Raw genomic sequence first — 12638 nt, forward strand, 5'->3', positions numbered from 1 at the left:
TCTTTAGTTGCATATAACACGACAGAATTCCAATATGCAATATAAAGCCACCTCTCCAGAGGATTATATCAGTCAGGTTCCAGAAGAACGTCAAAACGTTTTAAAAACACTCAGACAGACTATCAAAGACAACCTTCCAAAGGGATTCGAGGAAGGCATCCAATATGGCATGATAGGCTATTATGTGCCACATAGCCTCTATCCAAACGGTTATCATTGCACTCCAGAGGAGCCCTTGCCATTTATGAGTTTCGCTTCACAGAAAAATTCCATCAATCTCTACCATAGCGGTATTTATGCCGTCCCGGAAATCCACGAATGGTTTGTAAAGGAATATCCCAAATACAGTAAGTACAAATTAGACATGGGTAAAAGCTGTATTCGCTTTAAGAGAATTGATGACATCCCAATGAAGCTTATTGCTGAATTATGCCGTAAAATGACGCCCAACGCATGGATTTCGGTATATGAAAATGCCTTAAAGAAAAAATAATCACACAATCACATCAAATGAAAAAAAGAGTAACAGGTATTGGCGGTTTGTTTTTTAAAAGCAACGATCCAAACGCTACCAAAGAATGGTACAACAAGCATTTAGGATTTAATACAGACGATTACGGCTGTACCTTTTGGTGGAAAGACAAAGAAGGTAACGATTGCTCCACCCAATGGAGTCCCTTTCCAAAAGACACCAAGTATTACGAACCTTCTCAAAAAGACTTTATGTTCAACTATCGCGTTGAGGATTTGGAAGCTTTGCTGAATGCTTTAAAGGAAGAAGGGGTTACCATTGTTGGAGATATGGAAACCTATGATTACGGAAAATTTGCTTGGATTTTGGATAATGAAGGCAACAAAATTGAACTTTGGGAACCTATCGATCAAGCATTCCAATAACAAAACCTCATTCTCCTTTAAAACTCAAATCACACATAATCAACTAAAACGATAGTATTTTTTAGTATTTTTAAAGTTCTAACCATTAATACACAGAGCTATGTCTGATGAAAAAAGCCTAGGAGACGACCTTAACGACATGTTGGGCGACGCCAAAAAAACAGCCAAAAAAGCGGCTGGCAAAGCCGAACAATTTGGTAAAGAAGCCAAGGACAGTGCTAAAGAATTTGGCAAGGAAGCCGAAGAAGCTACTAGGGAATTTAGAGAAAGTGCCAAAGAAGCCTTCGAAAAAACTACGGGGACTAATAAAAAAGTACTCGCTGGCGTAACTGCCATTTTATTGGGCGGCTTTGGTATTCATAAATTTGTTTTGGGATACAACAAAGAAGGGCTCATCCTATTGATAGCAACCATCGTGCTATCCGTGCTTAGTTTTGGGTTCTTGGGCTTTTTGGTCTGGGTATTTACCGTTATAGAAGGTATCATATACCTTACCAAAACCGACGGAGAATTCTATAAAACCTACCAATTAGGGAAAAAACCTTGGTTTTAATTGCCTAGCCAAGTTCACAAGGCTATCACCCTTCACTCTCCACGTCGTTTTGTTCAGAGAGTTTTTGTTCCAATTCGGCTTGGAACTCTTCCATAACAGGACGTACAGTACTTTCGGGTAAGTCGGCAATTTTAATGTACATCAAGCCATCCACAGCATTGTTGAACAGAGGATCCACATTAAAAGCCACCAACTTGGCATTTTGCTTGATATATTTTTTCAGCAATACCGGCAAGCGCAAAGCTCCTGGCTCCACTTCGTCAATAATCTTGTCAAACTTGTTTAAATCGGCTTCGGTTTCGTCAAATACAAAATCTTTATCGGCATCCTTCAACTTCACCTTAAACTCCTTTTTAGGACGCACATATTGCGCCACATAAGGATCGTAGTAATGCGATTTCATAAACTCGATCATCAAAGACTTCGAGAAATTTGAAAACTGGTTACTAATGCTTACCCCTCCTATTAAATATTTATGCTCTGGATATCTCAAAGTGGTATGCACAATCCCCTTCCAAAGAAGAAACAAAGGCATCGGTTTTTGCTGGTATTCCTTAATGATGAAGGCACGCCCCATTTCAATGGACTGGCTCATCATTTTATAAAGTTCTGGCTCAAAACGGAACAAATCCTGCAGATAGAACCCATCAATTCCATACTTTTCGAATATGGCAGCTCCCAATCCCATACGATAGGCTCCAGCAATTAACTGGCGCTCATTATCCCAAAGGAACATATGGTGGTAATAGGTATCAAAAGTATCCAAATCGATAGCCTCGTTGGTGCCCTCTCCTACTTCCCTAAAGGTTATTTCACGCAGCCTTCCAATCTCCCTTAAAATATTAGGGATGGCATTGGCCGGTGCCAAAAACACTTCATAATTCTTGCTTTGCAGCAACCTCATATCATTTTCTCGCAAGGCATCCACTTCCGTCACCATCACATCTGTGGCAATAGGCGTCACAATGCGTTTTGGCGGTTTGGTTGCTTTAAGCGTTGTAGAAATATTGCTGAGGAACTTCCCTTTTTCATCAAACGAATTGGAAAGGATATAGGTTTTACGGCGTACAAATTCTGAATAACTTTCCAGGGTTGAATGTTCCCTTTGTTCACTAACAGGAATAGGTCGACCAATACGCACCTTAATCACACGACGTTTCTGCGTCAGCAATTCCGATGGTAATTTTGCGGTCCTAAACGTATCGTTAATTTTGGACAATTCGTAAAACAACTTGCTGTTTTTGGCATGGAAATAAATAGGAACCACGGGAACTTCCGCTTTCTTTACCAATTTCATGGCGGCCGATTCCCAAGGCTTATCTACTACCAATTTGCCATCTCTATACGTAGACACCTCCCCTGCAGGGAAAATCCCTAGCGGATGGCCTTCTTTTAAATGTTTAATGGCTGTTTTAAACCCTGCCAAACTTGATTTTACGTCCTTGCGATCCTCAAAAGGATTCACTGGTAAAATATACTTTTTAAGAGGTTCGATCCTATGTAAAAGAAAATTGGCGATGATCTTAAAATCCTGGCGCTGCTCCAACATCAACTTCAACAGCAAAATACCGTCAATGCCCCCCAGCGGATGATTGGACACTGTGATATAGGCCCCATCCTTTGGCAAACGTTTTAAATCTTCCTCTGGAATTTCAAATTTAATTTGAAATTCCTCCAAGATTTTATCCAAAAATTCAAGGTCGGAAAAATGCTTATTACGATTATAAATCTTGTTTAACTTAGATATTTTCAGCAACTTCATCAATACCCATCCCGAGAAAGTCCCTACAAACCCGTACTTATCCATTTGTATGGCTTTGGCTACTTCCTTAGCACTTACCAAACCAGCATTTTGTTGTTTACTCATAATAGCAAATGTACTAAATTGTTCAATTGGTTACCATCTGCACCGTATCCTGCGTTAACTGTTTCAAGAGCAAAGTTTTACCGTCTTCCAAAGCCTCAATCGCCGTATTATTGTAATGCCGAATGGTATACAAAGAGACGTTTTTGTAACAAGTGACCTTGAAATTTGCTTTCAAGTCCTGTAATAACTTATCCAAATTATCATACAAATTATCAACACACACAGAAAAACTAATGGCCGAGTTTTGGATAACGTCCACCTTCATTTTGTAAGTATGTAAAAGGTTGAAAATAGCACTGATATTATCTTCCACGATGTATGAAAAATCCAAAGAAGACAGGGAAATCAACACTTGATTTTTCTTTACGATAAAGCAAGGCACCTTTGGCTCAATATCAACTCCCTTACAAACCGTAGTTCCTTTACTTTTGGGTTCCAAAAAGGACTTTACATGTAATGGAATTTCCTTTTTCTGCAGGGGCTGAAGGGTCTTTGGATGAATCACCGAAGCCCCATAAAAAGCCAATTCTATAGCTTCGCTGTAAGAAATTCGATTCAACAATTGGGCATGGTCAAAATATCGTGGATCGGCATTTAAAACCCCAGCCACATCTTTCCAAATGGTCACGCTTTCGGCATTTAGGCAATAAGCAAAAATAGCAGCCGTATAATCACTCCCTTCACGCCCCAAAGTGGTCGTAAAATTATTGGCATCACTCCCCAAAAATCCTTGAGTGATATTCAAAACATCTGGTTTCACCTGTGCCGTGATATTCGCCTGCGTCTCTTCCCAATTCACATTGGCTTTCCGATAGTAATTATCGGTTTTGATACAGTTTCGAACATCCAACCAGTTATTATTAATTCCTACATGATTAAGATATTCACTAACAATGGTAGTGGATACCAACTCACCATACCCGATGGATTGATCATACACATAGTTGTAATCTGGTGATTTATTCCTATCGAAAAATCCGGAGAGTTCATTAAAAAGTGCCGTTACTTTTTGAAAAACAGGATGCTGTTCCTGCTCAAACAGTTCCAATAAAATTTCGTTGTGATATTTCTTGACGTCCTGAAGTGAACTTTGCAGCTCATTAGGTTTGTTAAAGTAATTGTGAATCACCGTTTCCAGAGCGTTTGTGGTTTTACCCATGGCAGACACCACAATCAAGGTATCTTTCATTCCAACATGTTTCAAAACCGACACAAGGTTTTTAACGCCTTTGGCATCCTTTACCGATGCACCTCCAAATTTAAATACCTGCATGTTACAATCTTGAAATGTAGTTAGCGATTCCTTGTTCATCCAAATGCACTACGTCCCAATCACGTTTTACATCGGCGCCTTTACTTTCATAAAAATCGATGGCAGGCGTGTTCCAATCCAATACTTCCCAACAAATTCGTTTTACTCCCAAGGCATTGCCATACCTAATCACCTCATCCAAAAGTTTAGTCCCCAAACCATGACCGCGCATACTTTGCCTTACAATAAGATCTTCCAAATGCAATACGACACCTTTCCAAGTGGAGAATCTCGTATACACCAAAGCAATCCCCTCTACCACATCATTAACCTCGGCTACAAAACAATGAAAATTGGGGTTTTCTCCAAATCCCTTTTGCTCCAATTCTTCAACGGTTACTTCCACGGCATCAGGTTCTTTCTCAAAAATTGCCAGTTCATGGATGAGCTCCAGCACTTTGGGCATATCGGATTTAAGTGCCTCCCTTATTGTACAATTCATAATATTAGATATCTAATTTCAAATATAATTTAAACTTAAAAATATGCCGTGATAATTGTTTACGAAAACGTTGTAGTTGTGTAAAATTCTCCGATATTTGCACAAACCAAAGGATTCACTTTCATGTCTCATAAACATCAAACTCTAGGTGAGTTTATCATAGAAAATCAAGCTGCATTTAAATATTCAACAGGAGAACTTTCCCGACTTATCAACTCCATAAGGTTAGCTGCCAAAGTGGTTAACCATGAGGTGAACAAAGCCGGATTGGTAGACATTATCGGTGCTGTTGGCGACACCAATGTACAGGGTGAAGACCAACAAAAACTGGATGTCCTAGCCAATGAAAAATTCATACAAACTCTTACCAAACGAAATATTGTTTGCGGTATTGCCAGTGAAGAGGAAGAAGATTTTATTTCTATCAACTCGCAGGACAAAAACAACCAAAACAAATATGTTGTACTTATTGACCCTCTGGACGGCTCTTCCAATATCGATGTAAATGTGTCTGTAGGAACCATTTTTTCGGTTTACAGACGTGTTACCCCTGTGGGTACTCCGGTAACTATGGAAGATTTTCTTCAAAAGGGAAACCAACAGGTTGCCGCCGGTTATGTGGTTTACGGAACCTCTACCATGTTGGTATATTCTACCGGAGCAGGAGTGAATGGATTCACTTTAAACCCCGCCATTGGAACGTTTTACCTATCGCATCCCAACATGCAATTCCCATTGGACGGGAGTATTTACTCGGTAAATGAAGGAAACTATATTCACTTTCCTCAAGGAATTAAGGACTACATTAAATATTGCCAAAAGGAAGAAGGAGATAGACCTTACACCTCAAGATACATTGGTTCTTTAGTATCCGATTTCCACAGAAATATGATTAAGGGCGGCATTTATATGTACCCGAAATGTTCACCAAAAACCAACGGAAAATTGCGCTTGTTATACGAATGCAACCCAATGGCCTTTATTGCTGAACAAGCCAACGGAAAAGCTAGTGATGGTTACACCAGAATATTGGACATCCAGCCTACCGAATTGCACCAACGGGTGCCTTTTATTTGTGGAAGCAAACACATGGTAGAAAAAGCAGAAGAATTTGTTCAACTAGCCGACCCGAAATAAAAAAAGCGAACCAAATGGTTCGCTTTTCTTTTTAATTTATTTGTAGGCAATTATTTGTTCATTGCTTTCATTTCATCTTTGAAGATTTCAATGTCTACACCTTCCTGTACCAAATGTAAAGCCTTATCGGTAATGTATTTGGCGTTGTCTGGTCTAAAACCAAGACCTACACAAAATTTCTCCAACATGTTCACTTGGTCAGCAGATTGGATGTGATCTACCCATACCATTCTAGCCAAATCAAACAAACGCTCCAAACGCAATTCGTAAGAGGTTGGAGGGTTAATTGGATGTGTTTTATAATCCTTAAGTATGGTTGCATATTCATGGTCATCAATACCTAAGTTTCTTGCCAATCTATCTAAAAACGCGCGTTCTTCCTCATTGATAATTCCATCACTCATGGCAACCCTTACAATTGCAGCAAAATGATCTTCATTACGTTTTTTAAATCCACTGTCAAATAAATCTGAAATCGACATATATTCTCTTTTTTAAAAGTCGTGCAAATATAGTTAAACTTGTAGGCTTTTAAAACATAAATTTCGCTTTTTTAAAATCACTTCACGAAAGCCTCTAAAACACACATAAAACCCTGTAATACAACCCTATAAAAACGCCCCATTTTCACAATAGACAATACAATCATTAGCCTGCCACTCCTTAAAAAAGCAAATCCTCCTATTCCTTCCACAGAATTTTTTGCACCAAAAACACACCGAAAAATGATGATTTTCATCTTCATTTAAGGCCCTTGAAGATTGAGGTTTAATTCAATTCTAACCTTTATATTTGCATAAAATATACTGCCTTGAGTAAAACCGTTCTCTCGCAAACCTATGCACAGATGTTGCAAACGCAAAATCTGCAGACTGCTATTGCCCAAAATCAAAATTCAGACAAACAAAACAGTTCATCCAAAACCTATTTAAAAGGGTTGGTGGGCTCCTCACTATCGTTTGTAATTGCCGAAACCTTTCAACAAACAGACCTTCCCTTTTTGCTGGTTTTTAATGATAAGGAAGAAGCCGCTTTTTACCTCAACGACTTGGAATTACTGTTGGGAGATAAGGATGTTTTGTTCTACCCAGGAAGTTATAGGCGCCCCTACCAAATAGAAGAAACAGACAATGCCAATGTATTGTTGAGGGCCGAAGTTTTAAACCGAATCAATTCCCGAAAGAAACCGGCTGTGATTGTCACCTATCCGGATGCCTTGTTTGAAAAGGTGGTGACCAGAAAGGAGCTTGAGAAAAACACGCTTAAGATTTCGGTAAACGATAAACTTTCCATTGATTTTGTAAACGAAATCCTGTTTGAATATAAATTCAAACGTGTCGATTTTGTTACCGAACCAGGAGAGTTTTCGGTGCGAGGGGGAATTGTAGACGTGTTTTCATTTTCGCATGACGAACCTTACCGTATCGAGTTTTTTGGAGATGAAGTAGACAGTATCCGAACGTTTGATGTAGAAAGTCAATTGTCGACAGAACAGATCAAGAAAATAACCATCATCCCGAACGTTGCCAACAAGCTTTTGGAAGAAAGTCGCCAGAGTTTTTTCAACTATATCTCGAAAAAATCGGTGGTATTTATCAAAAATGCCGACATGCTCTTTGGCCGTATCGATGAGTTTTTCAAAAAGGCGGAAGAGGCCTTTGAGAAGTTAAACACAGAAATCAAGCATTCCGAACCTGAAGAATTGTTTTGCCATTCAGAACTGTTTAAAAAGCAACTTTTAGACTTTTCAATTGTTGAATTTGGTACGACTTCTTATTTCAATTCGGGTTACAACGGTAAAGAAATTGTTTACAACACCACGCCACAGCCATCCTTCAACAAGCAATTTGATGTCCTGATAGACAACCTCAACACCAACTATAACAAAGGCTACACCAATTATATTGCCTGCGTGAGTGAGCAACAGGCCAAACGGTTCCATGACATTTTTGACGACATGGATCAGGAGGTACATTACGAAACCATCGTACTGTCCTTGTATCAAGGTTTCGTAGACCACGACAATAAAATTACCTGCTACACCGATCATCAAATTTTTGAACGTTACCACAAATTCCAACTTAAAAATGGTTACGCCAAAAAACAGGCCATTACCTTAAAGGAACTCACCAATTTGGAAATTGGCGACTATGTAACCCACATTGACCACGGTATTGGAAAATTTGGTGGACTTCAAAAAATTGAGGTGGAAGGCAAAAAACAGGAAGCCATTAAACTCATTTATGGTGAAAGAGATGTACTATACTTGAGTATCCACTCCCTTCATAAAATTACCAAGTTCAACGGCAAGGATGGCAAGCCACCAAAGGTTCACAAACTGGGTAGTAAAGCTTGGAAAACTCTAAAACAAAAGACAAAGTCCAGAGTAAAGGAAATTGCATTTAATCTAATTCAGCTTTACGCCAAAAGAAAACTGGAAAAAGGATTCCAATACAATCCAGACAGTTACCTACAGCATGAGTTGGAGGCCTCTTTCCTCTACGAAGACACTCCAGATCAAAGTACTGCTACGGCTGATATTAAATCGGACATGGAAAGTGAGCGACCAATGGACCGCTTAGTTTGTGGAGACGTTGGTTTTGGAAAAACCGAAGTAGCCATTCGTGCCGCCTTTAAAGCGGTAGATAATGGAAAACAAGTAGCCGTTTTGGTGCCAACTACCATTTTGGCTTACCAACACTTCCGCACCTTTAGGGAACGCTTAAAGGATTTTCCAGTAACCGTAGATTATGTGAACCGTTTTAGAACCGCCAAAGAAAAGCGCACGACCCTAGAAAGTCTAGAAAGTGGTGGTGTTGACATCATCATTGGAACACATCAATTGGCCAACAAAACGGTGAAGTTCAAAAATCTTGGCTTGCTAATTGTTGATGAGGAGCAAAAATTTGGAGTGGCTGTTAAAGAGCGCCTTAAAACCCTTAAGGACAACGTAGACGTGCTAACGCTTACGGCAACGCCTATTCCTAGAACCTTGCAGTTTAGTTTAATGGCTGCTAGGGATCTTTCGGTGATTACCACGCCGCCACCAAATAGATACCCTATTGAAAGTCACGTTATTCGTTTTAGCGAGGAAACCATCCGAGATGCGGTGAGCTATGAGATTGAACGAGGCGGGCAGATTTTCTTCATCCATAACCGTATTGAAAACATTAAGGAAGTTGCAGGATTGATCCAGCGCTTGGTACCCGATGCGAAGGTTGCTATTGGCCACGGACAAATGGACGGTAAAAAATTGGAAGAACTTATGTTGTCTTTCATCAATGGGGAATTTGACGTGCTCGTGAGTACTACCATTATTGAAAGTGGTTTGGATGTGCCAAATGCCAATACCATTTTCATCAATAATGCCAATAATTTTGGGTTGAGTGACCTGCACCAAATGCGTGGTCGTGTAGGCCGAAGCAACAAAAAAGCATTTTGCTACTTCATTACCCCTGAATATTCCGCCATGACCCCTGATGCTCGAAAGCGTATTACAGCATTGGAACAGTTTTCTGAATTGGGTAGTGGCTTCAACATTGCAATGAAAGATTTGGAAATCCGTGGTGCTGGAGATTTGTTGGGTGGTGAACAAAGTGGATTTATCAACGATATTGGTTTTGATACATATCAAAAGATATTACATGAAGCCATTGAGGAGCTTAAGGAAAATGAATTCAAGGACCTTTACCCGGACGATGGCAAGGAAAAAGAATATGTAAAGGACATTACCATCGACACAGATTTTGAATTGCTTTTCCCTGATGATTATATCAATAACATTACGGAGCGCCTCAACCTGTACACCCAACTTAACGAGATAAAAACCGAAGAAGCGCTTCAAAAGTTTGAAACCGAATTGGTAGATCGTTTTGGTGAATTGCCATTTCAGGTGGTAGATCTTTTAAACAGTGTTCGCATTAAATGGATTGCAGCCAAAATGGGACTTGAAAAGGTAGTGATGAAAAAAGGCAAACTTATTGGTTACTTCATCAGTGACCAACAAAGCAACTTCTACCAAAGTCTTGGATTTACAAAAGTATTGCAATATGTACAGTCCAATCCACAGGCCTGCAAAATGAAAGAAAAAGAAACACGTGCTGGATTAAGATTGTTGTTAACCTTCGACCATATAAAAACCGTGAAACAAGCCCTAAGCATGCTACAAAACATATGAAAGGAAGCCATGTAACGCATATCTTTTGGCTAACCCTTGCTACTATTTTTATTAGCACCTCAGGAGCTTTGGGCAAGTACATTGACATGCCCACCACGGTCATCATTTGGTGGCGCTCTATTTTGGCTGCAGTGTTCTTATTTCTCTATTGTTATTTCAAGAAGATTCCTTTGGGAGTTCATTCCAAGGACCGGTTTACTTTTTTGCTAAGTGGATTACTCATGGGAGGACATTGGATTACGTATTTCTATGCCCTAAAGCTTTCCAATGTTGCCATTGGAATGTTATCCCTATTCACTTTTCCCGTGATTACGGCCTTATTGGAACCCTTATTTTCCAAAGTAAAATTTGACCCCATACATCTATTGTTAGGTGGACTTGTGGGTTTTGGCATTTATATGCTAGCCCCAGAATTCAGTTTGGAAAGTGGTCAGTTTAAAGGCGCCCTGTTTGGTATAGCTTCGGCTGTTTGCTACTCCATTCGCATCTTGATTTTAAAACAACATGTGGTACGTTATAATGGCATCATGCTCATGTTTTATCAAGTAGCTATCTTATCCATTGCATTGCTTCCGTTTATAGGGTTGTTTGGTTTTGGAAACGTTTCCAAACAATTTCCCTATGTATTGATGCTTGCCTTGGTAACCACAGCTATTGGCCATACTTTATTCATCCAAAGTTTGCGCTTTTTTAAGGCTAGTACCGCCAGCATCATTAGCAGTACCCAACCTATTTTCGGGATATTGATTGCCTTTTTATTTTTAAATGAAAGGCCTACTTGGAATACCTTTATTGGAGGAACATTAATTATATTTACCGTTATGATCGAGAGTTTTCGATCTTATAAAAAACAAGCTTAAGCCTATTTTGGCGCAATTATTGAACCGAAGTTGCCATACCAACTTTCAATGCTTAATTAAAAAAATCACATGAAAACAATCGCTCAGCTTTTATTGCTTTTACCTACCCTACTTTTGGCCCAACATAAAGTTTCTGGAAAATTCACCCCAGCGAAAGACTATACCTATGCCCTACTTTATGAAGCGACTCCAACAGGCACTAATTTCATAGATAAAAGTGAAATTGAGAAGGATGGTAGTTTTCATATCCAACTGGACAGTTCTGTAAAACCCGGCATTTATAAGATTGTGTACGCCCTTCCTCCAGAAGAATACAATTTTGACTTAATTTATAATGGCAAGGAAGATGTAGCTCTCAATTTCAGTATTGAAACAGGTTTGGAATTCACAACTTCCAATGAAAACAAACTATGGTCTTCATACACCAAGAGTATGGAGTTGGTAAACATGGCCATCAGCAATTTTTATTCACAAGAAAGCACCGATCAAACAGCCTATAAGGATATTTTCAAAACTTTGGAAGATACCCAAAAAGGGTTTGAAGATGCTTCAAAAGGCACTATGGCTAATACCTTTATTAAAGCCAACGCCCCATACATTCCCTCAAGTTTTGAAGATCTGCCTACCTACTCACAAAATTTAAAGCGCACCTATTTCGAAAACGTAAATTTCTCCAATCCCCTTTTACTAAGCTCCGATTTCCTTAATGATAGAGTACTTGCATATGTCTTTGGAATGGCCGCAAGTACCGACAACAATGTCTATATGGCTAATGTAGATTCCTTGATGTCTAAAATGAAAGGAACAGATGCTGAAGTGCAGACCACATTGTTAAACACCGTTTGGCAACGCTTTGTAATGATGGAAAATGCCGAAGTTTCCAATTACATCATTGACACTTATTTGGAAGATCTAGCAGAGCAAACCAACAATGGGGAACTAAGCCGGGAAATTATCAATTACAAGAAAAACGCCGTTGGTAACAAAGCCCAAAACTTTGACATCACACTTACAAAAAGGAATAAAGAAATAAGCAGCACTTTGTATGATTTAGACACTTCCGATCGTTACCTAATCATCTTTTGGAGCAGTACTTGCTCACATTGTTTAGCCGAATTGCCTGAAGTAAAAACCATTATTCCTAAAGACGTACAGGTTATTGCCATTGGCTTGGAAAATGATGACAAAACTTGGTCGTCTGAAAAATTGAACTACCCTAATTTTATCCATGTATTGGCATTGGGCAAATGGGACAACAAATTAGCCGATGATTATAATGTTACCGGAACACCTTCGTATTTCTTATTGAACAAAGACAAGACCATCATCGCTAAGCCTTATGACTTGAAAGAACTTAAAGAGGATCTAAAATAAAAGCCCAATTTACATTGGG

The 12638-nt window shown here is 39.3% G+C and carries 11 protein-coding genes; 7 read left to right on the forward strand and 4 right to left on the reverse strand.

Annotation, left to right across the window (positions count from 1 at the left end):
- The first annotated feature begins 34 nt into the window (after positions 1-34).
- From ZA06_RS05220 to ZA06_RS05230, 3 genes are all read left to right on the forward strand, one after another.
- The gene (locus tag ZA06_RS05220; protein WP_053976322.1) at positions 35-493 is read left to right on the forward strand and encodes a DUF1801 domain-containing protein; all 459 of its coding nucleotides are present in this window, start codon (positions 35-37) and stop codon (positions 491-493) included.
- A gap of 17 nt (positions 494-510) precedes the next feature.
- Positions 511-897: a VOC family protein gene (locus ZA06_RS05225; protein ID WP_053976323.1), complete on the forward strand. Its 387-nt coding sequence runs from the start codon at positions 511-513 to the stop codon at positions 895-897.
- A 100-nt stretch (positions 898-997) separates the two neighbouring features.
- A complete protein-coding gene (locus tag ZA06_RS05230; RefSeq protein WP_053976324.1) occupies positions 998-1450 on the forward strand; it encodes a TM2 domain-containing protein in 453 nt (150 codons plus the stop codon).
- A gap of 25 nt (positions 1451-1475) precedes the next feature.
- Here the strand turns inward: ZA06_RS05230 and ZA06_RS05235 are convergent, their stop codons facing one another.
- From ZA06_RS05235 to ZA06_RS05245, 3 genes are read right to left on the reverse strand one after another with little or no spacing between them, the layout of a single operon-like run.
- Complete coding sequence (locus ZA06_RS05235) at positions 1476-3317, reverse strand: GNAT family N-acyltransferase (protein WP_053976325.1); 1842 nt, start codon at positions 3315-3317, stop codon at positions 1476-1478.
- Positions 3318-3339: 22 nt separating this feature from the next.
- Positions 3340-4590, reverse strand: a complete 1251-nt coding sequence (locus tag ZA06_RS05240; protein ID WP_053976326.1) for an aspartate kinase — start codon at positions 4588-4590, stop codon at positions 3340-3342.
- Between the two features lies 1 nt (position 4591).
- A complete protein-coding gene (locus ZA06_RS05245) occupies positions 4592-5071 on the reverse strand; it encodes a GNAT family N-acetyltransferase (RefSeq protein WP_053976327.1) in 480 nt (159 codons plus the stop codon).
- Positions 5072-5194: 123 nt separating this feature from the next.
- Between ZA06_RS05245 and fbp the strand changes: the two genes are divergently transcribed.
- Entirely contained in the window at positions 5195-6208 is a 1014-nt protein-coding gene (gene fbp / locus ZA06_RS05250) for a class 1 fructose-bisphosphatase (protein ID WP_053976328.1), read from the forward strand.
- A gap of 50 nt (positions 6209-6258) precedes the next feature.
- On the opposite strand, the gene ZA06_RS05255 is transcribed toward fbp, so the two are convergent.
- Positions 6259-6690 (reverse strand): tellurite resistance TerB family protein, encoded by a 432-nt coding sequence (locus ZA06_RS05255; RefSeq protein WP_053976329.1) that lies wholly within the window; start codon positions 6688-6690, stop codon positions 6259-6261.
- A gap of 329 nt (positions 6691-7019) precedes the next feature.
- Here ZA06_RS05255 and mfd point away from each other — a divergent pair, with 329 nt between their 5' ends.
- The 3 genes from mfd to ZA06_RS05275 all read left to right on the forward strand — a co-directional run bounded on the left by mfd (position 7020) and on the right by ZA06_RS05275 (position 12619).
- On the forward strand, positions 7020-10385 hold the full coding sequence (mfd, locus tag ZA06_RS05265; protein ID WP_053976331.1) for a transcription-repair coupling factor: 3366 nt from the start codon (positions 7020-7022) through the stop codon (positions 10383-10385).
- Positions 10382-11245, forward strand: a complete 864-nt coding sequence (locus tag ZA06_RS05270; RefSeq protein ID WP_053976332.1) for a DMT family transporter — start codon at positions 10382-10384, stop codon at positions 11243-11245. The genes mfd and ZA06_RS05270 overlap by 4 nt, the downstream gene beginning before the upstream one ends.
- A 69-nt stretch (positions 11246-11314) precedes the next feature.
- Entirely contained in the window at positions 11315-12619 is a 1305-nt protein-coding gene (locus tag ZA06_RS05275) for a TlpA family protein disulfide reductase (protein WP_053976333.1), read from the forward strand.
- Positions 12620-12638: the final 19 nt, after the last annotated feature.

It is taken from the genome of Mangrovimonas xylaniphaga (assembly GCF_001280435.1).
GTDB classification, from domain to species: domain Bacteria; phylum Bacteroidota; class Bacteroidia; order Flavobacteriales; family Flavobacteriaceae; genus Mangrovimonas_A; species Mangrovimonas_A xylaniphaga.